This window comes from Zarconia navalis LEGE 11467, assembly GCF_015207075.1.
Taxonomy (GTDB): domain Bacteria; phylum Cyanobacteriota; class Cyanobacteriia; order Cyanobacteriales; family Geitlerinemataceae; genus Zarconia; species Zarconia navalis.
In genome coordinates, this window is record NZ_JADEXN010000011.1 from 1 (window position 1) to 24,736 (window position 24,736).

Below are 24,736 nucleotides of genomic sequence, written 5' to 3' on the forward strand. Positions count from 1 at the left end.
GTTGAACGGAATCTTCAATCGTGACCGTCGAATGGGTTGGGAGGCTGGCATCGGGAACGATTTGGGCGACAGTCTCTTGGGGAAAGATCGGGAAAGATGCCAAGACACTGACAAGAGAAAAAGCGCGGGTGAGTTGGAGTGACATGGATGATGGAGCGATCGCCTTTTTCAAACTTAGCAAGGTTACTCCATACTTCTAAATTTTGGCTCGGGTGTCGGGATGTGTGGTGAGCTATGGGCATGGTCATTGCCGTTGGTTGGCACAACTGGGTTGAAGCTCGATCGCAATGGATCGTTCAGCGTTAACACTGCGGTCTTTGGCTCCAAGAACGGGGAACCCCAGCTCGATCGGCCACCAGCTCGACAGTACCATCATTGCGGACCACCCATCCCGTGGCTTCGAGAAGTTTTTGCGGGGGGCTTAAGGGAGTCTGCGAAATAGATAATGCCCGATCTAGGGACACTTCATCCCCCGTCAACGTTCGCAAATCGTCCCACGTCCTTCCACCTCGAATCAGAGAGAGCGGGTTTTCCGGTAGACCGCCGCGTCCGGTAATCGTAAACGAGTTACCGGACGCGATCGCACAGCCCGAGACAACGCGATCGCGCCTGTCTTTGACTTCGCTGCTGAGTTCTACCAGCCCAGCGGCGGCATCCACGTCGGGATTGGTAATTTGGACGATGCCATCGACTCCGAGTTGGGAACTGGCGGTGATGGCACTGTCGGGGGAGACGAAAATACCTTGGGTGTTGATGGCAATGTTGCCTCCGGTTCCCTCGAAGGCATTGGCGTTAATGCGGCTGGCTTCGAGTAAGGCTAGGGTGTCGGTATCTAGGGTAATGTTGCCGCCGTTTCCCGTTCCCCCAGCTTCGGAGTTAATTTGGCTGCCATTTCGCAGTTGTAGGGAGTTGCGAACTTGCACCGAGAGGTTGCCTCCTTCTCCGGAGGCCGTCGTTGCAGTAATGCCGCCATCATCGAGGAAGATGGAACCAGCGCGAATCGATAACTTCCCGGCATTCCCCGTACCGTCGTTTTGCACCGTTACCAATGCCCCATCGTTCACCCGCAGTTCCAGGGTGTTAATTGTCACGTTGCCAGGACTGCCAGAGGGAATTGGAGGTAATCCCAGAAATTCTTGCAATGCCGGATCGGGAATATTGGCCGCCGAACCGATGAGACTGGGGGTAATTAACTGAGGATTGGGAACTGTACCGCGAACTTCCACGAACTCCGAAGTGTTGACCGTGACGTTGCCAGCATTGCCCGTGGCGATGCTACTGGCATCCACTCGACCCCCATCTCGCAGCGTTAACCGGGTCGTATTAACAAGGACATCGCCAGCATTACCAGCATTCAGACTCGTTGTCGATAAGCTGCTGCCGGAAAAGTTGGGGTTGAACCCAAACAGTTCGATCGATTCAGTAGCGTTCACCTCCACGTTACCGCCATCTCCGGTTCCAAAACTAAAGGATGTGACCAGTCCTCCATCTCGAATGGTTAACTGTCGGGTGGAGACTCTGATATCGCCTAGCTTGCCCGAGTTTCTGTTACTAAGTGTCAAGATATTGCTGATAAAAGGTTCGCCGTTGAGATCTAAGGAAAATCCAGCTAACAGCACGGAGTTGGAAACATTGACAATGACATCCCCACTTTTTCCGGGTGCAAAGGTACGAGTCCCCATCTGTCCCGCATCCAGAAAAATCAAGCGTTGGGTAGAAATTTCTAAGTTACCTCCATCTCCAGAACCCACTGTTTCATTGATTAAACTACTCGGTAGCGGTCGTTCGGGAGCCAAACCGATCGCCATTAATGAGTCGGAAAGGTTGACTGTAATATCCCCACCAGGCAGATCTCCTTGATTTTGAAGCAACACAATTGATGCATCGCGCAGTTCTAAATTGCTTGCTTGTAGGTGAATCGAGCCGCTCGGGTCTCCGCTGGCATCGACAGCGGACTTGGAAAGCAATGTAATATCCCTAAAATTGGATATGTTATTGTAGCCGAACGTCCAACCCACTTCCGTTGTCGCAAGGCTCACTTCTCCCTGGACAACGCTACCTAATTCAATGCGTCCGCTTTGAGCAGTGAGCATTCCCCCGTCGAGAGTGATGTTTCTTCCCACCAACGCCAGGGTATTTCCCGTTGGCACTTGTAAACCTGAGATTGGTCCTCTGATGTGGGGAGAGAGTTGGGGTTGGCGAATTTCGTGTCCCAACCCTTCTACGCGAATCTCTCCTGGATTAGCTCCGGTACTCGTTGGTAAGGGCGATGAATTAAACTGCAAGCCAATGGGTACGCTTACAGTGAGTAGAGGAGAGGCATCGGGATTTGTGGCGCTAAAAATGCTGTTGTCGTCAAATTGAATACCGTCCGCAGTACTGCCCACAAACGAACCGCCAATATCTAAGCTGGCATTCGCACCGAAGAGTATGCCACTGGGATTGATTAAAAATAAATCTGCCGCACCATTAGCGCGAATCAACCCATCAATCTGGGAAATTTGCCCGCCAGTCACACGAGTAATAATATTCTCGACAGTTAAGGCATTGTCGAAAAAGGCAGTTTCTCCGGTGCGGACGTTGAATGCTCCGAAGCTGTGGAACAAATTGCCTCCGGCTTGAGTACCACCTGTAATTTGCTGAATGGCATCTTCGACAGTGACGATCGAATTGGTCGGGAGGCTAGAATCGGGGACAATTTGAGCAACAGTGTGTTGAGGACAAAAGGCGATCGATGCCAAGAGGCTGGCAATGGAAAGAGGGCAGGTGACTTTGAGAGACATTTATGGGATCGGTTAGTTTTGCGCGCGCTTCGGGAGCCATTATTTTGGTCAGTAACTTTACTTTAAATGCGTAATTTTATCTATTCGTGTAAATACTTACTAAAATTTATCGCTCGACACACCCCACACGAGAGAGGTTGAACCCGAAAACTCAACCTCTTCCAACTCAATTATTTCAATTCCTTATGGGGAGAAGGGGGAATAAGGAACTCGGAAGCCAAGATCGGCTAACGATTTCTTAAAGCTGTTGACAATCGTAAGAGATTGTGAAAGCGCTGGTCGAGCCGTGATGCCAATCAAATATACTGTTTTACCAACGATTCCCATCGGTTCGATGTCTGCATTAGAAAATGGAAGAATGCTACCACTCACATCATCGACATATAAATAGCAAATTGAATCGGGAGCTGTAATCATTGACTCCGTTGTTTGAGGATTCCAGACAATCAAATTTTCATTCTGGACGTAAATCCAAACTTCCGTGTCATCTGTAGCCCGTAAGGTCACTGTGCTGAAGTCAAACCCACCTTGGGTTTTCGTTTCTGGGGTTTGAACTTCGCCCGAAAAGATTTCGCCAGCGGTTAAACCAGAATCGGTGAGTTTTGTTACAAGAGTACGGATTACGACCTCTGTAGATTGTCCGGAACTAGATGTCAGAATCGCCCCTAAGTCTTCAGCTAATTGCAAGGTGTCGCGAATCGGAACAGCTCCATCAAGAGTATCCTTATCCATAGCCCACATTGCCAAACCAGCCTCTTCGCCAAACACCGATAAAACTGGTCGTGCAAAGGCTTCTGCCTCAGCAGCCGTTTTGACAAAAGCAGAAGTGCCATAGGTTGGACTGTTTGCAAGAACAGTGGGATTCGGCGATACCTCCGCAGCAGCAAATGTCGTCATGGTCAGGGAGGGAACAGCTCGACCCGCACCGTCGGCATCAATGACGGGAATGCCTTTCTCCGCAGCAACGAGAATCGGAGCAATTGAGTTAAGTCCACCCACCTCAACAGGAATCACATAACCGATTGTCTGACCGAGCTGCTCTTGTAACTTATCAAAAGCGGCGATGGCTGGCTCGATACTATCGAGTTTCAACATTGCATCGGGCGATCCCATAAAGGCAACCATGACTGTTAAGCCGTTTGCATCATCAACCTCATCTACCGTATTGACAGTTACGGTCGCTCCATCTGCGAGAGATTTATCGATTAGGGATGTGACAATTTTAGATAAACCGAGCGGTCCCTGGGTCGTCTGGAGCGAACCGATTAGGTGATCTCCCGTTGTAAATGGTCCACCACCACCACTGCCAAGGAAAGTAGCTCCGTAGCAAATGTTCAGAATTTGCTCTTTGGTCAGTTCTCTCATTAAATTTCTCCAAGCTTAAAATTTGGCTATCTCATCTGAGTCAATCCAATCAATACGATCGCCTTTAAAGAAACACCCTATTTAACAATAAATAGGTACGATCTGTTCGAGTTTTAAATAACTGAGCACATTAAAGATCGGATATTTTGTGTCAGCAAACTAGTGTTTTACACACGGTTGAATCTTGATATCGTCAGATCTCATTTTTCAATGGGTGTATACACTTACTCTAGCTAGAGACAAGAAAGGATATGCAAAAAGATAGATCTAACCCAGGTTTAAAAGTAAAGTCCACAAACTCTGTGAGTTTGGAATGACTTTGAATGGATAGTGTTCTTAAGGTTCATGAGTTTGTAACTTGCCAGCCAGGATAATTCTAATTTTTACTTTTGTCTATTCGTATAAACACTTAATTTGTAGGAGATATTTCATATTAAATTTAAGTGAAAATAAGGAAGGTTGTTTTAGCCGCACCAACAAAATATTGCAATATTGGGATTCATCTCCAGCCAAATATCTGTCTCAATCCACCGCAAACCCATCACACTGACGGATAAACGGCGAATGAGAAGCTTTGTCTAAGTCCTGCGACATCAAAAATATTTGTCAGTTCATCAAAATCAAACCTATCCCAAACTCCTTCTGTGAGAAGCTAGAGATAGGTTTGGAGGTCGGAGGTTTGCGGCTGTCCGATTTCCTAGCTTAAATGGCTTTCAGTTCCGTTTGAACACCCATATCATCGAGCATTTTCTGAATTTCCGGGCAATAAATTCCATTCATAACAATGACGATATCCGGCTGATACTCTTTCAAAAACTCCGGCGACATAATTTCTTGACCCACACCGGGAATAAATTTACCGTGGCGATGGGGATTGATATCGACAATATACTGAACCTGTTCTTTGGTATCTAAAGTCGTTAGAAACGCCACGCATTTCGACCCAGAACCCCAAACAACAACTCGCTTACCTTGGGCTTGCCATTGCAGGAGATCTCGCTTCCATTTTTCTAGCTTGGCATTAATATTAGCTGCAAAATGCCGAACATCTCGGGCAATTTCCTCGACGCTATCTTCTGTATGATGAATAACTTGAGATAGAGTAGAAACGGGTTGGGCTTCGATGAGGAGATATTGCTCTCCATAAGCTAGATAGATCTCTGTCACTTCAAAGCCGCTGACGCGGAACAACCGTCCGAGGGAACCTGGCGTGAAATAAGAGCAATGTTCGTAGTAGATATCTTCAAAAGCTAAATCCCGCAGGACGCGACCCATATCGGGAATTTCAAAGAATACTGAAGTGTCGAGACGTTCGCCGATCGAACTGCGAACGGTTCCGACAAATTCTGCGGTGGGATAAATATGTTCGAGGGTGTGGCGGCAGCAAATCAAATCTCCCACGCGATCGGCATATTTTTCGGAGTAATAATCCTGAATAAATTCAATGCGATCGACAACCGGACTTTGAACTCGTCCGACAACAGCCGACGGATCGATACCAACACCGCGATTGTCTCCCAACTCGCACATCAGCACCAGAAAATCGCCCTTACTACAGCCAATTTCAACGATATCTTTATCGTGTAAATTGTATTTCTCGACTAAGCGATTGGCTAAATCGAGGGCAAACTTATTAAACGTGGGAGAAAAGCTTTGCTGGTCTTCGTAATTTGGGGCATAAGCCGACCATTTGGAGTCGAATTCAACATTGGTGATAAAGCCGCAATTACCGCAAAAGCCGAGAACCACATCGCCGCAGGGAAAATCGATCGCCTCTTGTTGGGTTGGCATCATCAAGCAGCTATGTACGGGGACATTCCGAACTTCATAGAAAATTGAAAGTTCGTGATGACCGCAATTTGGACAGGTATGCTCGATGATTTTAAATTCTTCGCCGAGGTGCGTGTGATTTAACAAAGATGGCTGACTCATTTTTTTGCTCCCGATCTTTTAAAAACGAACGATTGATAATAGACAATTTCAAATGAAACTTGCCGAAATTTACCAACTTAAATTTCTGAAGCGATCGATTCTGAGTTCGATCGCGAATGGGAGGCGAGCGCTCTTCCCAACCCTATTTGTCCTCCCTTAAATAGCAACAGGGAGAGGGAAATCAAAACCCAACTGAGGTATAAATTATCCGATCGCATTGACCTCCCAGCTTCTAATGCTAAGAGACCTTCGAGTAACAAAGCCGGTAAGATAATTCCACTAGAAACTGCCAAAAGATACAGTTTCCGTCGGCTGACGCGCAGGGGAATGCAACCCAATAAAATACCGAACGGCACCAAGATCAGGCTGTAATAACCCCATCGCCGCAGGTCAATGGCGGTTGCTTCTAGAGGCACTTCAAAGAGGTGATATAAGGCCAGTCCGGATTTGAGATCGATGGAGTTGGGCGATCGCACCCCGTCTATGTAGACTTGCAGTACCGAACCGTCAAAGGAAAGAACCAGATGATGGGGTTGGGTATCGGCAAACAGACCGGCAACGGTCAGATCGGGATCGCTTCCATTTCTCCCCGTCATCGGCGATCGCAGGCGCACCACCAAATTCTCTTCGCGTTGTCCGAGGGTCAAATTGCGATGGTGGGTATCTCTCGACAGAGAGATCGTTCGCGCCGGTCCGGTTTGCGTGATGTCGTCTGTCGCCACGATCGCACTGAGGGAAAACTGGGCCGTCTGGCGGATGCGCTGGGAGATGACCGTGGCGGCGTTTGTGGTGGCCAGCCACGTTTCGTCTCCCGTGGGGGATGATTTTTCTTGTGGGGATAAATCTGGAGACTGGCCCGATCGATCGCGGTAACCATCTTCCCCCGTCAAGGCATAAGAAGCCACGAGGGAGTCGCCAAACACCTTGGATACTGGAGTTTTGGCAAAAATTTCGGCAATGGCATCTTCCCTCAAAGCGCGATCGCCAATGGCTAACTCGGAAACCGATCCCTGCCAAGGTCGTCCGCCATTGTTCTCGTTGCCGATAATCAGAGGGAATCTTGGGTTCCAGTTACTCGGTTGAGTCAACCCTTGCAGTGCCAGAGAGGTACCCAGAACGAACAGGGTATATGCCAGAAAAACCGCGATCCATTTGAGTGTTGAAAAGTAGGATTTCGGGTGACGGTCTTCCGCACGCCTATAGTAGGAAACGATCGCCTCCCATCGATCGTAACCCCAAAACCCCAAACATCCACTGAGGGTATTGGTGAATAAATCGATGAAGGTGGGGTATCTTTGGGGCAAGAACATCTGTAACGATTCGACGATAAAAGATAGACCCAGACTCGCAAGTAAAACCACGATCGCGGCTGTTAGTTTGCCGCTACGTTTCCCAATGAGCCACCCCCCCAATCCAAACCCAAAAGGAAACAGCATCAAGAGATTTTTAATTCGATCGAGGGAGTTGCTGGGTCGGAAAAAAAAGTCTGATAGTTTTTCGACGGAAAAGTGGAGCGTTCCTGAAAAGTTAAAGGGAAATAGCGTCGCGATTAGTACGATCGCCACGCCAAGGATGGCAATTCCCGGTAATGCTTTCTCGACGAGTCGATCGATTTGGGCGATCGAGATTTTGGGAGGTCGTTTGCAAACGCTCATCTAAGCTACCTTTTGCTTTTCGTTTCGTTTTCTCTTGTCTTCGCCTAAATTAACCGATCGCTTCGGGGGAAGGAATCGGGACAATAAACTTACCGCCATTTTTCTGATAGTTGTATTGTTGCTCCATAATTTCTTGGGCAAAATTCCAAGCCAAAATTAAAACGTAATCGGGTTTGTCTTCTAGGAGTTTGGATGGGGGGAAAATGGGTAGGTGATTGATACCCATATAGCGATCGTGTTTGAACGGATTCAAATCCACAACGTAATCGAGCAGCGTTTTATTAATATCGAAGTAGCTCAGTAATGTCGTGGCTTTTGCCGCAGCACCGTAACCCGCAACTCGCTTCCCTTGTTTCTTGATATCCCAAAGAATTGCCATCAATTCTTGTTTTATTTTTTCGACGCGACCGGCAAAATTTCCGTAGTAATCGAAGCGATCGACTCCACGCTCGGCTTCTTCTTGTAAAATCGATTTCACGGAGTCTTTCACCGCTTCGAACGGCTCTACAAACAGCCGCAACGATCCGCCGTGAATCGCAGTTCTCTTAAGATCGTTGAGAAATAAAGAGTGCCGTCGGAATAATTTGTCAAGGGCTGTTACTGAAAAGTAGCATAAATGCTGGTGATAAATGGTATCGAATTCACCATGTTCTACCAAATCCACCACATAGGGCACTTCGATCGCCGCCACTCCCGTTTCTTTCAATAAAATCCCGATTCCAGCAACAAAACCATTCAAATCGGGGACGTGAGCTAAAACATTATTAGCCAGGAAAACATCCGCTTCTTTTCCTTCCTCTCGCAACTTCTCGGCAAGTTCTTTGCTAAAAAAGGTGCAGCGAGTGGGAATTCCCGCTTTTTGGGCGGCTTTTGCCGGGCCGCTTGCCGGATCGATGCCGAGAACGGGAATGCCTTTTTCGGCGAAATTTTTCAGCATATACCCGTCGTTACTCGCGGCCTCGACGACCAAACTATGAGAATCGAGATTTCTCGATTCTAGAATGTTTTGGGCACTGCCAGCAAAATGTCGCAGTAGGGAGGGCGAAACGGAGGAAAAATAGGGATAATCCTGGCAAAATAAAATTTCTGGCGGTACGCTCGTGGTAATTTGAGCGAGTCCGCAGTGGGAACAAAATGCCAGTTCTAGCGGTGCGGTATATTCGGGTTTATTGAGTTGGTCTTTGGTGAGTAACCCATCGGCTAAGGGGGTATAACCAAAGTCGATGACCGATTTTAAGTCCGGATGTCCGCAAGAACGGCAAGGGGGCATAACCTCGGACATAATTGTGCTTGCTCCTAATCTAAATTCAATGGCGAGCGATCGAGATAATCCTGAATCAGATGCATTCAATATGGAGGGCGATCGCGATTGGGAAGATCCGAAAAGATCCAGAAATTTTCTGAGTTGGGAATCGGGTGAGCCGTTGGAAGAACTGCCCACCCTCAGACTTTTAAAATGATGTGCGTTAGGCGGATTTAGGACGGACGCGTCCGTCCTAAATTGAGTCGCCCCGGTACGCTTCGTGCCTCAACACGGCTTACCCGTCAAAACTTTGCGTCCTGGAATGGTTAAATGCATTGGATTTAACCATTTCCATCTCACAATTCCACATCTAGCAAGCTATACCGAGACGGCAGCTTTCCAGCGCAAATCTCCATCGAGTTTGCCACTTCCTAGGAGGGATTGGATATGAGCGATACGCTTGTATTTTTCCCCTTCAAATTCTTCGAGGGTTAGTCCGATGTTTTGATAGGCCGCGTATAACTCCTCGGCTCCCCGCCGGGCGTTCCACTGGGGTTTGAAGTCTGGCAGAACTCGGAGAATTTTGCTACAGTCCACCCGGTAACAGCGCTTATCGGGGCCGCCATCTTCGGCGTATTCGACTTTGCAGCCAGGAACCACTTCCTCGACGATATCCGCCAGTTCCCGAATCCGATAGTTATCGTCGTTGCGCCCCACGTTAAAGGCTTCGTTGTGAACCGCTTCGCGCGGTGCGTTCATCGCCGCGATAAAAGCCCGCGAGATATCTTCGATATGGACGATAGGCCGCCAAGGCGTACCATCGCTTTTAATATAAACTCGCCCGGTGGTAAACGCCCAGGCCACCAGGTTGTTGAGAACCAAATCGAAACGCAACCGGGGGGACACGCCGTAAGCGGTGGCGTTGCGCAAAAAGGTGGGGCTGAAGTTGTCATCGGCAAGCTGACTGACATCTTTCTCGACACCCACTTTCGACTCGCCGTAGGGAGTGACGGGGTTAAATGCCGATTCTTCGTTGAGCAATTCTTCTCCACCCGCGCCGTAGTTACTGCACGAGGAGGAAAAGATAAACCGACCAACCCCAACTTGTTTGGCCAGTTGGGCCAGCCGCACCGATGCCCGATAATTGATTTCGGCGGTCAGGTTGGGATTGAGATTGCCCAAGGGATCGTTGGAAAGCCCGGCCAGATGAAGAATGACATCGTATCCTTCCACATCGGAGGCTTCTACGTCCCGGATATCCTTGCGGATTTCGGGAATCGCCTCAATTCCTTCGCCAAAGGTGCAGCGCTCGAATAAATCGCTATCGAGGCCGACAACCTCATGTTGTTGGGCTAGCAGCATAGGTACGAGTACCGTCCCGATGTAGCCCTTGTGACCCGTTACTAAGACTCGCATTCGATTCCTCCCAAATTTTCCAAGGTGCATTACCGCCATCCCAGAGGGTTTGCAAGCGGCGCTTATCGCGCAGGGTATCCATGCATTGCCAGAACCCGTCGTACTGATAAGCCATCAGTTGACCGTCTTTGGCCAGGGTTTCGAGGGGTTCTTTTTCCCAAAGGGTGTTGTCGTTTCCAATGTAGTCGAAGACTTGCGGTTCGAGGACGAAAAACGCACCGTTAATCCAGCCTTCTTTAATCTGCGGTTTCTCGGAGAATTCGATGACCCGATCGCCCTCAAGAACGGGCAAACCGAAGCGGGTCGGGGGTCGCACCACGGTCATGGTGGCGAGTTTTCCGTGATGGCGGTGGAAGGCGAGCAAATCTTGCAAGTTTATATCCGAAACGCCGTCACCCCAGGTCAGCATGAAGGTTTCGTTGCCCATATAGGGAATCAAGCGCTTGATGCGGCCGCCAGTGTTGGTGTGCAGTCCGGTATCGATTAAATCGATCGTCCAATTGGGGCGCAGTCCGCCGTGCATCTGGACTTGACCGCTTTCGAGATTGACCGTCAGGTTACTGTTGAGGGAACAGTAGTCCACCATATATTTTTTGATGACTTCCCCTTTGTAGCCTAGGGCAATGGCAAAATCTTTGAAGCCGTAGTGGGCGTAATGCATCATGATGTGCCACATGATGGGTCGCCCCCCGATTTCAACCATCGGTTTGGGCTTGGATTCTGTTTCTTCTGCTAAGCGAGTTCCCAAACCGCCCGCTAGAATGCCGACTTTCATCACCAATTCTCCATTAAATTTTGTAATTTAAAGTTCGTACGCGATTCCACAAACCGAGCGAAAGTTAAAGCAACTCCGAACTCGATCCGATCGGGCTGTCTATTTCTCAGGCTCAGTTATGGATTTTTATGTGCGATCGCTATTTCTTGTAATAAAAGTTCAAAGTTTCGATCTGCCAAGAAACTCGTCATTGGCAAAGGAATACGAATCAATTCCTCGATCTACTCGATTGGCGATCGCAATTTAAAAAAAATCGCTTAGGTACTCAGGAGGGCTACTCCATCTAAAAATTTACGTCCGTACGAACCCAATTTTTAGAGCTTCCACTTTAACAAATGCTCGGTAAATATACGCAATTTTTAACATGATTTTGTTTTGCGTAGTCGAATTCTAGCAGAGTGCTTTAGAGGGCAACAAGATCCTTTACGCAATCTTTACTATCTACAGCACTTTGTGAAAAAGTTCGATCGGGGAAAATACGTAAAGTCAGTCAATCAGAATTCAGTTTGAATTGGAAAGATTGCCAGAGATCGCCGTTGTCACTTCGGGAATCACTTACAAAACTGTGATTAAAAGCTGACAAATACCATCGCTGAGGATGCGATTGCCTTCGGCGCTGGGGTGAATAGTGTCGCGGTAAAGTAACTCAGGTTGCTCCATAGCGGCGAACACAGGCAAAAAGTCGATGAAGGGAATGTTGCGAGTGCTGACAAGGGTTTGCAAGCGATCGCGCGCCTTGAGTTCGTAATCTTTCGGGCCGGATGGACTCACTTCCCGAAGTAGAGGACTCAGAGCCAGAATCAAGGGAATTCCATCCGCTGCGAGAAGCGCGTGAATTTGTTCGATCGCCGCCAGGTTTTTCCCCACCCGATCGCCTTTTTCTTGGTGCAGTCGATCGAGTTCGGGGATCGTCGGTTCCGGGAGAACGTAGCGCTCGATGACTTCAGTCAAGCCCAGAAGCGGCTTGCGATCGGGATAGTTGCGATCGCTGCCCACGGGTAAAGAGGTTGGGGCGATCGTAAAGAAATCATCGGTGTTGATCAGCACAACCACCGCCCGAGCGTGAAAATAGCCGAACTTCTCGAGATATGCAAGCTCGTTGCGCGGCCCCCAGGAATTTGCCGAAGCGTTAAGTACTTCAATTTGTCCATCGCCCAATTCGCCGAATTCGCCCAATTTTCCGGGCAATAACCGAGCGATTCGGGCCGAAACCGTATCTTCGAGATCCGTCCACCAGCCCCCACTGGCGATCGAGTCCCCCAACAACAGCACCCGCAGGGTAGACGCTTCGGGTTGCGGCGAAATGGGTTCGAAACGCATCGAATAGCTATTAATCTCGATCCGGTTGCCAAAACGACGGGTACGCTGGTTGGGTGCGAGCAGATATCCGATGCGATCGTCGGCAATATAGAGAAGCGGATTGCCAAAGCCAAACAGCACTCGGAGACCGACTTCGGCGATCGCCAGCAAGCCCAGGGCGATCGCTACGGTAACTAGAGCAAATTTAACCACATTTATCGGGTAGGCGAGATAAACCGATCTCAGTTTATAGCGCAACGCGCTCCAATATGGACGCACTGGCTCGGCTCGAACATTTTGCTTTTGTCGCACGCCAGGACAAGCCACTCGTGCCAGCCTTCACAGACAACGGCATCGTTGTTTTCGCGAACTCTTCTATAATTCCAGATAGGGAGATGTTCGAGCACTCCAATACAAATCGCGAAATTAGAAAATCGCGAAATCAGACACCCACACGCGAACCGGGGGGATGAAGTTCAATTGATGTTATTATCTTTTACCGTTCCCCACCTTCCGATCGTTCGTTTTACATTCACATCTGAATCTCGCTAAACGAACGGAAATTGGGTCGGGATTGAAACCATTCTGTAGACGATCGAAAATGAGTCCGAGACAAATAACGTGGACTTGAAGCCAATTTTTAAAACATCCAACCCGATTATCGGTGTCGTCCATCTGTTGCCCCTGCCCACTTCCGCCCGTTGGGGAGGAAGTTTAAATGCCGTAATGGATCGAGCCGCCCGAGAAGCCACAGCCCTCGCCTCTGGAGGGGTAGACGGCATTATTATCGAAAATTTTTTCGATGCGCCCTTTACCAGCAACCAAGTCGATCCAGCGGTGGTGAGTGCTATGACGCTCATCGTGCATCGACTGATGAATTTAGTCACCCTGCCTATCGGGATTAACGTGCTGCGAAACGATGCCCGCAGCGGACTGGCGATCGCCGCTTGCGTGGGGGCAAAATTCGTCCGGGTCAACGTCCTGACCGGCGTGATGGTAACCGATCAAGGGACGATCGAAGGACAAGCCCACCAACTCCTGCGCTATCGACGGGAATTGGGCAGCGATGTCAAAATACTTGCGGATGTCCTGGTTAAACATGCCAGCCCGCTGGGTTCTCCCAACCTAACGGTTGCCGTCCGAGAAACCCTCGAACGGGGGTTAGCCGATGGGGTGATTCTCTCCGGGCCGGCCACCGGTAGCCCGCCGAGTCTAGAAGATCTAAAATTAGCAACAGAGGCCGCCAACGGCAAACCGGTCTTCATTGGTAGTGGGGCCAACTGGGAAAATATCGGCACCTTGATCCAAGCCGCAGATGGGGCGATCGTCTCGAGTTCTCTCAAACGACGGGGGGACATCGAACAACCTATCGATCCAATTCGGGTGGCGCAATTTGTCGAAGCCATGAGACGTGCCCGACAACCCCAGATGCAGACAAAGTCTAACTCTTCCGTGAAACTGCATTCTTAAAAAGTGCTTATGATTCGCCGACGTTCTACTCCTTGGATTCATCGCTGGTCTCGTCCCATAATGGGGGCGATCGCTATTATCGGAGCCATTGGTACGGCTTTTCTGACCGTTGTCAAACTGCGGGGGGATATCTCTGGGGTTTGTGCTTCGGGGGGATGCGACGCCGTCCTGAGTAGCCCCTACGCCACCGTTTTCGGTCTTCCCCTCACCCTATTTGGGTTTTTGGGTTATACCGCGATGACCGTATTCGCCCTCTCTCCTTTGTTGGTCAGTCCGGACAAAAATAAGAAACTCCACGCCCAACTCGATCGGTGGACGGGGTTATTCTTGTTTCTCGGCGGGACGGCGATGGTGATTTTTAGCAGCTACCTGATGTACCTGCTGGCTACCGAAATTAAAGCGGTTTGTATCTATTGCATCACCTCAGCCATTTTTTCGTTGAGTTTATTTATATTATCGATCGTCGGTCGTGCCTGGGACGATATCGGTCAACTCCTGTTTTCGGGCATCGCCGTGGCGATGGTGACCCTGGTGGGGACACTAGGAGTCTATGCGGGGATTAACGGTACTGGGGTCGGTGCATCTTCTCCAGGAGCGATCGAACTGGCCGGCCATCTAAGCGATACGGACGCGAAAATGTTCGGGGCCTACTGGTGCAGCCACTGCAAAGATCAAAAAGAGCTATTCGGGGAACAGGCCTTTAAAAAAGTCGATTACGTCGAATGCGCTGAAGATGCGGAAAATTCCCAAACCCAATTGTGTCGTTCTGAAGGCATCCAAGGGTTTCCCACCTGGAAAATTGATGGCGAGTTGCATGACGGGGTGAAAACCTTAGACCAGTTGGCGGATTTGTCGGATTACTCTGGTTCGCGGGATTTCGGCATCGCCGATGAATCATAAAGCTGGCGACCATTGAGGCTTCGAGATCGATTCGAGTCAAAAAATAAAACGATGAGTGCAAGTAAATCTGAATACGGCATCGTACTGGTAACGGCGAGTTCTGAGGAAGAAGCCAAGACCATCGCTCGCTCTTTGGTGGAAGAAAAACTCGCGGCCTGCGCGACGTTAACGCCCGTTCGATCGATTTATTCCTGGAACGGGGAAATTAATTCCGATAGCGAATGGCAGTTGGTTATCAAAACCAATTTAGCCCTGTTTTGGGAGCTAGAGTCACGGGTGAAACAGCTCCACTCCTACGACGTGCCAGAAATCATCGCCACTGAGATCGTTGCCGGTTCTACTCCCTATCTCGACTGGATTGGGGCGATGACCCGCGAACAGCGATGAAAAAGAAAGACCCCTCCGACGAAATTCCATCAGAGGGGATAGTGCTGTTTTCAACTCCAAACACTAATATCTAGGATCGGGTCGGAGAGATTATGCACTTCGATCGACTCCGATCTCGAAATGCGCGATCGTCTAATGGGTAGATTTCTGTTTGAGAACCAACAGAGCAATGTCATCGTAAACCTTGTGAGTACCGATATGCCGACGTATATCTGTCACGATCGCTTCTCGAATCTCGCTAGCGGGAAAATTCCAGTGACTCGAAATAGTTTGACACAGACGTTCGATACCGTAGAATTGCCCGAGAGAATTTTCCGCTTCGGTAATGCCGTCGGTATAGAGAACGATCGCATCGCCTGGGTTGAGTTCGATCGAGTGGCAGTTGATAAATTCGGTAATATCGGGATTGAGTCCTAATGGCAGACCCAAATCAAGGGTATCGATACGCTCGATGCGTCCTCCCTCGCGCACGACGATCGCCTCTTCGTGCTGACCGCTCACGCAGAGTTGGCGATCGTGGTAATCGAGAATCGACAAAGTGATGCTCTTATAAGAGTCTATCCGCTGAATGTTCCCATAAATCGTGCGGTTGAGAATATCTAAAAATTGTCTGGGATCGGTTTGTTTGCTCTCAAGTAGGGTTCGCACGGCGGTTTGAATCATCAGACTGAGAACGCCACTTTCCAATCCATGTCCGGTGACATCTCCAATGGTAATTTTTACTCTGCCATTATGTTGCAAAACATCGTAGTAGTCTCCCCCCACTTCATCGGCAGGTTCCATAAAACCTGCAATTTCCAAGCCTTCTACCTCTTTTAATTCTTTTTCCGTCGGCAGGAGCATTTGTTGGAGTTTTCGCGTAACTTCGACCTCAGCACTCAATCGAGAGTTTTCCGATCTTAACTGATGATTTAAAGTTGTTATTTTTTGATTGGCTTTTTCTAATTTTTCTAGTGCTTTTTGTCTGTCAGACTGAACGGCTTGAAGAGCAGATAACGTTTCTTTTAATTTGATGTTGGCGGTCATGAGTTCGTTCGATTTCTCCTTCAATTCACAACTATATTGAATAGATTGAGGAACTTCTGAAAGTAAATCGATAATCACATCTGTTGCTGTAAAATCAGGCTTCTCAACACCCAGCCAAGGCTGAGGTTCGATGGTGCGATCGCAAGTATATAAAATTTTAAATTGTTTTGTGGGTAAAATTCGACCGATCCGAATTGTTTGTCGGACGTGATGGTTGGGTTCAATTTGAATGATGCCTTCGGGAGCTCGAAACTTCAAACCAATGGCGGCTTTTCGAACTGCATCAATTTCAAAACTTCCGGCTTTCTCAACCGCTTGTTTCCACAAATAAACCTGCATGTATGCAGCTTGAATCGGGTCGCTGGTCACTCGACTGGCTCCATATCGAGCTTTGAAATGACGAACGAAGATTTTATTTTCAGGTGTGTCGATACTCTGGAAATATCCCCAAGCTCCATAATGACCGACGATCGCTTGACGATCGATCGATTGCAGCTCGTGTTCGGACACGCTAATGGTAAAAATCGGAATGCGATCGGCTCTAATTCCAGCATCGTAATACTGGTGGTAAAAGGCAACGTTACTATCTCCATTGAGGGTATTCACCACCACATCCGGTTGAGTGGCTTGAATATTACGAATAATCCGCTCGAATTCCCGATTGCCCAATGGGACGTATTCTTGCCGAACGAGTTTTCCCTGACCTCGATTGACCTGTGCCTTAATAATTTTATTCACCGTTCGCGGAAAAACATAGTCCGAACCCAAAAGGTAGAAACGTCGGTATTGATTTGCGAGTAGCCAACGAATGGCGGGTTCTACTTGCTGGTTGGCACAGGCTCCGGTATAAAATACATTTGGGGAGCTTTCCAAACCTTCGTACTGAACGGGATACCACAATAGAGAATTAAACTGCTCGAAAATTGGAACGAGCGACTTGCGACAGGCAGAAGTCCAGCACCCAAAGATGCTGGCAACTTTGTCTCGTTCGAGCAGCTTAACAGCTTTGCGAGCGAAAGTTGTCGGCTCGGACGCACCATCTTCGACAATGGGTTCGATGGAGCGACCCAAAACCCCGCCCGCTCGATCGATCTCGGAAATTGCCATCAAAGCAGCATCTTTGAGGGGCATTTCGCTAATGGCCATCGTCCCGGTAAGGGAATGTAAAATGCCGACTCGGACTGGTGTGCGACTCGAAAGCTGACTCATTGGCGTATTCTACAAATGGGTGTCCCTAAGTTGACCGAGAATCGATCGCACTTCAAGGTTGGCAGCGACTCCGAATCGAGTCGAGGGACTGAAAGTGGGAAACTGTCGGGCAGAATGGGATTTTGCTGTCTTCACTCTCGCCCTTACAGTTCCATCATGACATCTTCATCACGATTGTCGATCGCCCACCGTCGTTTGAAACCACTCATTTTCCCGAACGATTGCGAAATCCGCATCGGATTTTGCCTTTTCTCCCATCTGAGGATTGAGTTGAAGTGCTTGCTTGAGGTTTGCCACCGCTTGCGCTACGCTCCCCTGCAACGCGCGGCAGCGGGCCAGATCGTACCAAATCTCGGCGTTTTCCGGACTCAGTTCGGTGGCGCGCTTATAAGCATCGCTCGCCTCATCGTACCGATGCAGTTGCACCAGTGCCGCGCCGCGATCGCATAATAAAGCGGGATCGTCGACATTGAGTTGGATGGCCTTATCGTATAACTCGATCGCCGAAGAGTATTCACCTGCTTCCATCAAAGCCCGAGCATCCTTCAATTGATAGCGAGTGAGTTCTTGAAGTTGTTCGCCAAAACGCTCTTGGGTTTGTACGGCTTCTTCTAAAGCGCCGCGAGCGCTAGCCATAATATTTTGAACCGATAGCGCCATCGATACCACGTCTTGCAGTTGGGTGGAGTCTGGGGTCATCTGACCTTGGGGACCGAGCGCTTTCGGATGCGCCAGCGTTGAGGTAATTCCCCGTTCTAGCTCGACTTTCAAGGTATCGGTTCGATCGTCTACTTCTCGGATCGCTCGCTCGATGGTGTTGCGCCGCACGAACCAAAGGGCAACACCTCCTCCTATCACAGCGATGCCTAACACGCACAGCAGAGTCGCGAAGAGCATATTCGTGACTCCCAGGGTTCGGCTCACTTCCCGATCGACCGCAACTTCTACGCGCTCTTCAACAAGATTGCTATTCTCGATATTTTCCCGCACGCTCTGGCGCACGAGTTCCTCGACATCCTCGGGGGACATTCCCACCGGCTGGGGAACGGGAGTTACCGGTGCGACGGGAGTTACTGTCGCCCCAGAGGGTGCGGGCGTCGAATTGGGAGTCGCCGGTGGTGGAGATGCGGGCGGAGTTTGCGATCGAGCCACTCCCGCAGATAGGAGCACAGTGGAAAGAGCAAGGACAACTTGGGGTTTAATCTTCATAATCGACAACGCTTAATCTAGCGAGGGATGACCGACTAACTGCTGAAACCGGGGATCGTTGCCAAGGGAAGTAAATGCGGGTTCCGTTTGCGCTCGCGCTCGATAGTTCTCGAATTTGAAACCGCTGTCACTCCCCAAGAGAATGGCTTGTTGGAGATTTTTTAAGGCTAAATCGATATTACCTTGTAAGGCATAACAGGTGGCTTTGCAATAGAAAAATTTGGGTTGTGACCGTTGGAGTTCGAGGGCGCGATCGAGCGCGTCGAGGGCATTAGAATATTGTTCGAGTGCAACGAACGCCTGAGCTCGATAAAACCAAAGATCGCGATCGCCCGACTGATATTCGGCAGCTTTGGTATAAGCGAAGAGCGCTTCTCCATACTGTCCCAACTCTACGAGCACCAGCCCTCGATTAATCCAAGCATCGGGATACTTCGGTTGCAGTCTCAAGGCCTTGTTGTAGGAAATAAGGGCTTCTGGAGTCCGTTTGAGCTTGGCGAGGATCGTACCTCGATTGTTCCAGGCTTCGGCGTAGTCGGGTTGGAGAGCCAAAGCCCGGTCGGTATCGGAGAGCGCCCGTTCGTACTGTTCGAGTTGAAAAAAGGCACTGCCTCGGTTGCACCAAGCTTGATGGTAGCTCCCACACCGTTGAATTGCCCGATCGTAAGCCACGATCGCTTCGGCATACCGCGCTTCCAAAAATAAATGATTGCCCTGGGCGCAGTCTTCACCGGCGCGATTATCTCGGGTCGGGGTTGGGCGATCGCAAACGTCGAGATAGGTTCGTCCCGTTGTTCTCTCGTCGGGCGCTCGGGCGCTCGGATGCGAATTTGCATGGGTTGGCTCTCGATCGAGAGCCGATGAGACTGGAGCGACGTTAACAGATTCCCCTCGACGGAAACCGGTTGGGTTGCGGTGCAGTTCGGGGCTTACAGGGTGGGTAGAAGAACTAGAGTACCCATCTGAGCGGGGAGACGCGATCGTTTTATCGAAGGGACGATCGAGGTAAGAGCGAATTTCGTCGATGGCAACTCTAGCTTCGGTGGCGAGTGCGTCAGTTTGGGAGATCGCCCGATTTTCTAGGGTGTTGAGTTGGCGCAGGTAACCTTGGGCGCGTTTCTCTAGCAGGTGCAGAAGTAATCCAACACTAGCTCCTCCAAATACCGGCAATAGCGCCAACCCGACGAGAGTCGAACCCAAGCGATCGCGCCCTCGCTCCACAGATGGGGATACATCCGCCCGAGCGGTTTGAGATTCGCCAACGAGCTGGCGTTCTGCCTGGACTCGTGCTGACACGGTATTGGTCGCAACCAGCAGCATCGCCAAAACCACAGCGATCGATTTCAAGGAGCTAAGACGCATCGGCATCCGCACGGTAACATCTTCCCAGTCTAGTTCTAATTTGAGAAAATTGGGAAACCCCTTGCTGTCCGGCCTCTCGACAGGTTTCTATTTGAGAGACGGGGAGAATTTTTTTGAATTCTATCGCATACGCATTCAGGTTAGGACGTTTCGCACCGCTATAAACTAGAAATAGCCGGGTTGTCGCTGCGCGATCGATGCCATACACCCGAGATCTGACAGGTTCAACCCACCACCCGATCTCGACCCTCTGACTTTGCCCGATATAGTGCGGCATCTGCCCTTTGAATCAAAGTCTCACCAATCTGTCCGTGTTCGGGGAAACACGCGATCCCCAAAGAGATCGTAATTGTGCCTAAAGGTTGGTTGTGATAGTGGAGGTTAAGCTGTCTCACATCTTGACAAATTTGCTCGGCGCGTTTTCTGGTTTCTTCCAAATTCATACCCGGAAAAATCAAGGTCAATTCTTCCCCACCATAGCGACAGGCAATATCTGAGGCGCGGATACTATTCTGCAAAAAGTGGGCTAATTCTCGCAGGACAATATCGCCAGCTTCATGACCCCAGGTATCGTTATACTTTTTGAAATGATCCACATCGACCATGACAATTCCCAGGGTGTATTCCCCTCGACTTGCCCGATGAAGTGCCTGTTGGAGAGACTCCTCCATATACCGTCGGTTGAACAAGCCCGTTAAAGGATCTCGAATACTTTGATTGTGTAAGGTTTCCCGAAGTTTGAGGTTGGCTAGTGCCAGGGAAAGATGCTCCGATACCGTGCGGGCGAGTTGATGTTTCGCTTCGGACAATTCTCCTTCTTTTTGGGAACACAGATAAAGCAATCCCATGATTTCTCCTTGAGCCATCATGGGAACGCAAAGGGATTCTGCGGGTCGGAGACTGTTGTGAGTATGCCTGCAGAATAAATTGGGGCTATTTTGTTGAGCTTCGTGGAGCAATCCGCGTCGCAAAGCCCAACAGTCATTTGGGGTAAATAGGGTTTCACTTTGCAACCCTTCGCCCCAATTGGAAACGATTTCCACCATATTGGAACTGGGTTCGAGAACGAATACGCCACCGGAGCAATTGGGAAAAAGAGGTTGAAGTAGATCGGAAATGGCACTGTAAGCCTCTTCAACAGTCAAGCAAGCTTGGAGGAAATCGCTCATCTTACCCAACAGTCTCATTTCGTAATTCCAAAGTTGCAGTTGGTTGACAGAGCCTTGTAGTTCTTGATTTGCGTGCTGCAAGCGATCTTCCATCTGCTTGCGTTCGGTAATATCCGTTGCCGTCCCCAAAATTTGCTGAGCTTTTCCGTCAGTATTCCGATTGAAGAGCGTATCTTTTCGATATAGCCAACGCCATTGACCGTTGGCATGCTTCATTCTGAATTCTAGCTCGAATACATCTTCTATTTTTGCAATATCAAATTTCTGAATATGGCTCAAAAATCGAGGATAATCTTCAGGGTAGATGACTTCTTTTAGAGTTTGGGTATCGATATTTTGAAATTCTTCCGGTGTATAGCCGAGAATCGTAATAATTTCGTGGTTTACGTAGATATGACGACAATCGAGCAAATCGTAAATATAGAGGATATTGGGGGTTGAGTCGGCAATTTGCTGTACGAAACGTTGGCTTTCTCGCAAGGCTTCTTCGGCTTGTTTTCGATCGGTAATATCATGGAGAATCGAAAACAAAAGTTGCTTGCCGTGATATTCGATCGGGCTAGAAAAGCCTTCCACCCATCGCACCTCACCACGACTGGTTTTGTGAGGCACGACAAAAGAATTTTGAAGTTCGAGCTTGGCTTGTTTCATTTCCTGTTCGACTTGCTGTCGGGAAAGATGATGCAGGTCGAAAATCGTTAATCTGCACAACCGCTCTTGAGTTTGACCGTAAAAACTTTCGGCAGCCTGGTTGGCATCGATAATCGCACCGTAGTCTGGCTCGATTAATAACATAATCGATTTGTGGCTCTCAAACATGGAACGAAATCGACGTTCGCTTTCCTTCAGAGCCACTTCCGCTCGTTTGCGAGCGTCAATATCTTGAACGATACCAATAAAATATTTCGGTTCGCCGGTGGTCGATTCTCGCATCAGGGACAGCATGACACTGACCCAAACGCTCGAGCCATCTTTACAGATGTAGCGCTTTTCCATCAAGTAATGTGGAATTTCACCGTCTAATAACTGACGCATCGACTCTTGACTTTTTTGCAGGTCGTCAGGGTGAGTAATATATTCTAAAAGTTCGATCCGGTTGTATCCCACGATGTCGCAAAATTTTTGATTCAGTCGAAAAAATCGCCCTTCTAAAGTGCAAATTTCCATCCCGACAGCTGCTTGCTCGAAGATGGCGTGAAAGCGCTCTTCACAATCTTGTAGTAAAGCTTCTCCATACTTGCGATCGCTAATATCTTCGATCGCCCCAATTAAGTAGTCCGGTTCGCCGGTTGCCCTAGACACCACCGACAAATTCAATTCGATCCACAGCTCGGAACCGGTACTGTGTAAGAAGCGAAGCTCCTTAAAAGCCTTGGCGCGCTTTCCCTCGAGCAAGGGGTCGAGCCATTTGGGATTCAGTGGAGGGTCATCTGGATGCAACAGCTCGAAAAGCGATCTTCCCTGAAGTTGCGGGGGTGCGTAGCCGAGCAAATTGCAACACTGACCGTTGGCTCTAACGATCTGACCGTCAAGTCGGGCGTGAAACATACTCACGGCAGCGCGATCGAAGGTGGCACCAGCAAGTTCTTCGCTGGCTCTTTGTGCCGCTTGAGCGAGTTGGCGTTCTTCAATTTCGTGCTGCAATCTCTCATTGAGCAAGCTGAATTTATCGTCTTCTTGTTCGAGTTCTTGGTTGTGTCTTTCCAACAAAGCCGCTTTTTCAGCTTGGAGGCTGTGAACTTGGCGATGCAAAAAATCGACAGTGTTGTAAAGTTCCATAGGAGCGAGCGATCGGATTAAATCTCGTTCCGTCACGATACCAATGAGTTCGTCTTGACCGTCGAAAACCAGCGATTGTCGTACCTGATGCTGCTGCATCTGCTCGTAAGCACGCTGCAATCGATCTCCGGGTCGAAGGATGTTGGGAAGCGCACTGCTAATGGTTTGGATGGGAACCGCCCGAGCATCGAGACCCAAATTCAGAAATTGAACGATGTTAGCTTCGGTCACAACGCCAAGGGAATGAGACCTCCCATTTCCGTTCGTCGAACTTTCGATGGCCACACAACTCACCCGATGCTGAGCCACTAACTGAGTCACTTCCCACACCGAAGCCGTACCATCTGCGCCCAGCACCGGAGAACTCATCACTTCTTCTACCCGACGCCACTCAAAGGGATTGAGGGATTTGAGAACGTTGCAAATGCCATCGGAGGTGACTACACCCCGGAGTTTTCCCCCTTCTGTAACGATCGGTAGGTGGCGCAAGCGATGGTGGTACAGCAGATTGATAGTACAAAATAGATCTCGGTAGGTCGATTCGTCCAGTGCCACAAAATGCCGATCGACAACCTCGGAAACGCTCAACTTCTCCAAATTGGTATCTTGGGTGAAGCAGCGAAGGATCTCTCGCTCGGTGAGCAAACCGAGCAACCGTTCTCCTTCCACCACGCACACATAACTGGCACGGGTCTCTTCGGCTCGATCTCGTTGGGGAAAAACTCCGTTACTCGATCGAGAACAGGAAATCCGAATTGGACTCATCCGAGCGATTGCCTCCTTGACCGAAATATCCGGAGGAACGGTTATAGTATGAGGGTCGATAGCCGCTTCAACGGATACAGTAGACATGGGTGAGAGGGTCTGGGAGTGAGATGGCATATGAAGTCGGGTGTGTGACACGGAGGAAGATCGGCACCGAATCTATTCTTATTAGATGACTCAATCTTAGCGAGTCATGATGCAACCTCTACGAAGTATCCCCTACCCTACTGATATAGCCTGAGAACGGGTGCGATTGCCACCATCCTTAAGGATGGAAATTATTGACTTTACGAATAAGCGATTGCGATCGTCCTCTCGAAATGAGGGTGGGCTTTATCGCAATTTTCTGTAAATATAAGTAAAGGTACGCTTTTAAACCGATACGGTCATTACATATTTTGTTTGTTCTCAGCGGCTACGAATACTTCCTAGGCTTCCTAATCCTGTGTAGTCTCGTGCCGATTTTGGCGCTGACTGCATCGAAGCTACTGCGACCCAAAAGTATGGGCCTCGAACGAAATACCACCTACGAATCGGGGATGGAACCCATCGGCGGTGCTTGGATTCAGTTCAACATCCGCTACTATATGTTCGCCCTGGTCTTCGTTATTTTTGATGTGGAAACGGTGTTTCTTTATCCTTGGGCCGTGGCGTTCCACCAACTCGGACTCCTGGCTTTTATCGAAGCTCTCATCTTCATCACCATCTTGGTGGTAGCCCTAGTTTATGCATGGCGCAAAGGCGCATTGGAATGGTCATGAGCGAAAATATACCACTAACGACCCCCGACAAACCTCTATCAAATCCGATGGGGCGACCGGAAGTCACCCAAGAACTCTCGGAAAATTTGATTCTGACGACGGTAGACGATCTCTATAACTGGGCGCGACTATCGAGTTTGTGGCCGATGATGTACGGAACGGCTTGCTGCTTTATCGAGTTTGCGGCCCTCATCGGTTCTCGATTCGATTTCGATCGCTTCGGGTTAGTAC

The 24,736-nt window shown here is 49.3% G+C and carries 17 protein-coding genes and 1 pseudogene; 5 read left to right on the forward strand and 13 right to left on the reverse strand.

From position 1 onward, the window contains the following. The 9 genes from IQ235_RS01420 to IQ235_RS01460 all read right to left on the reverse strand — a co-directional run. Positions 1–181 (reverse strand): hypothetical protein (locus IQ235_RS01420; RefSeq protein WP_264319714.1); only part of this gene is annotated, 181 nt, incomplete at its 3' end. 121 nt (positions 182–302) lie between these two features. After that, positions 303–2,783 carry a filamentous hemagglutinin N-terminal domain-containing protein gene (locus tag IQ235_RS01425; protein ID WP_264319715.1) on the reverse strand — a complete coding sequence of 827 codons (2,481 nt, stop codon included), beginning with the start codon at positions 2,781–2,783 and terminating at the stop codon, positions 303–305. A 183-nt stretch (positions 2,784–2,966) separates the two neighbouring features. After that, the gene (locus tag IQ235_RS01430) at positions 2,967–4,148 is read right to left on the reverse strand and encodes an S-methyl thiohydantoin desulfurase family protein (protein WP_264319716.1); all 1,182 of its coding nucleotides are present in this window, start codon (positions 4,146–4,148) and stop codon (positions 2,967–2,969) included. A 702-nt stretch (positions 4,149–4,850) separates the two neighbouring features. Continuing rightward, positions 4,851–6,080 (reverse strand): class I SAM-dependent methyltransferase, encoded by a 1,230-nt coding sequence (locus IQ235_RS01435; protein ID WP_264319717.1) that lies wholly within the window; start codon positions 6,078–6,080, stop codon positions 4,851–4,853. A 77-nt stretch (positions 6,081–6,157) separates the two neighbouring features. Then, positions 6,158–7,735, reverse strand: coding sequence for a VanZ family protein (locus IQ235_RS01440; RefSeq protein ID WP_264319718.1), 1,578 nt, complete (start codon positions 7,733–7,735; stop codon positions 6,158–6,160). 49 nt (positions 7,736–7,784) lie between these two features. Next, complete coding sequence (locus IQ235_RS01445; protein WP_264319719.1) at positions 7,785–9,017, reverse strand: class I SAM-dependent methyltransferase; 1,233 nt, start codon at positions 9,015–9,017, stop codon at positions 7,785–7,787. Between the two features lie 339 nt (positions 9,018–9,356). After that, positions 9,357–10,394, reverse strand: coding sequence for an NAD-dependent epimerase/dehydratase family protein (locus IQ235_RS01450; RefSeq protein WP_264319720.1), 1,038 nt, complete (start codon positions 10,392–10,394; stop codon positions 9,357–9,359). Beyond that, on the reverse strand, positions 10,318–11,169 hold the full coding sequence (gene rfbF, locus IQ235_RS01455) for a glucose-1-phosphate cytidylyltransferase (RefSeq protein ID WP_264319721.1): 852 nt from the start codon (positions 11,167–11,169) through the stop codon (positions 10,318–10,320). The genes IQ235_RS01450 and rfbF overlap by 77 nt, the downstream gene beginning before the upstream one ends. Positions 11,170–11,724: 555 nt before the next feature. Further along, positions 11,725–12,780, reverse strand: coding sequence for an SGNH/GDSL hydrolase family protein (locus IQ235_RS01460; RefSeq protein ID WP_319592534.1), 1,056 nt, complete (start codon positions 12,778–12,780; stop codon positions 11,725–11,727). Between the two features lie 309 nt (positions 12,781–13,089). Here IQ235_RS01460 and btpA point away from each other — a divergent pair, with 309 nt between their 5' ends. From btpA to cutA, 3 genes are read left to right on the forward strand one after another with little or no spacing between them, the layout of a single operon-like run. Beyond that, entirely contained in the window at positions 13,090–13,938 is an 849-nt protein-coding gene (gene btpA / locus IQ235_RS01465; protein ID WP_264319722.1) for a photosystem I biogenesis protein BtpA, read from the forward strand. 9 nt (positions 13,939–13,947) lie between these two features. Further along, on the forward strand, positions 13,948–14,838 hold the full coding sequence (locus IQ235_RS01470) for a vitamin K epoxide reductase family protein (protein WP_264319723.1): 891 nt from the start codon (positions 13,948–13,950) through the stop codon (positions 14,836–14,838). A gap of 51 nt (positions 14,839–14,889) precedes the next feature. Beyond that, a complete protein-coding gene (cutA, locus tag IQ235_RS01475; protein ID WP_264319724.1) occupies positions 14,890–15,225 on the forward strand; it encodes a divalent-cation tolerance protein CutA in 336 nt (111 codons plus the stop codon). 132 nt (positions 15,226–15,357) lie between these two features. Here cutA and urtA read toward each other — a convergent pair whose 3' ends face one another. The 4 genes from urtA to IQ235_RS01495 all read right to left on the reverse strand — a co-directional run bounded on the left by urtA (position 15,358) and on the right by IQ235_RS01495 (position 23,831). After that, the gene (gene urtA / locus IQ235_RS01480; RefSeq protein WP_264319725.1) at positions 15,358–17,460 is read right to left on the reverse strand and encodes an urea ABC transporter substrate-binding protein; all 2,103 of its coding nucleotides are present in this window, start codon (positions 17,458–17,460) and stop codon (positions 15,358–15,360) included. Positions 17,461–17,628: 168 nt separating this feature from the next. Continuing rightward, entirely contained in the window at positions 17,629–18,669 is a 1,041-nt protein-coding gene (locus IQ235_RS01485; protein WP_264319726.1) for a tetratricopeptide repeat protein, read from the reverse strand. A 12-nt stretch (positions 18,670–18,681) separates the two neighbouring features. After that, positions 18,682–20,031, reverse strand: coding sequence for a tetratricopeptide repeat protein (locus IQ235_RS01490; protein WP_264319727.1), 1,350 nt, complete (start codon positions 20,029–20,031; stop codon positions 18,682–18,684). Positions 20,032–20,255: 224 nt separating this feature from the next. Then, positions 20,256–23,831, reverse strand: coding sequence for a PAS domain S-box protein (locus tag IQ235_RS01495; protein WP_264319728.1), 3,576 nt, complete (start codon positions 23,829–23,831; stop codon positions 20,256–20,258). Positions 23,832–24,142: 311 nt separating this feature from the next. Between IQ235_RS01495 and ndhC the strand changes: the two genes are divergently transcribed. Then, complete coding sequence (gene ndhC, locus IQ235_RS01500; protein ID WP_264319729.1) at positions 24,143–24,505, forward strand: photosynthetic/respiratory NAD(P)H-quinone oxidoreductase subunit C; 363 nt, start codon at positions 24,143–24,145, stop codon at positions 24,503–24,505. Then, positions 24,496–24,736: pseudogene (locus IQ235_RS01505) on the forward strand (NADH-quinone oxidoreductase subunit B); the annotation flags it as partial. The gene ndhC and the pseudogene IQ235_RS01505, both read left to right, overlap by 10 nt.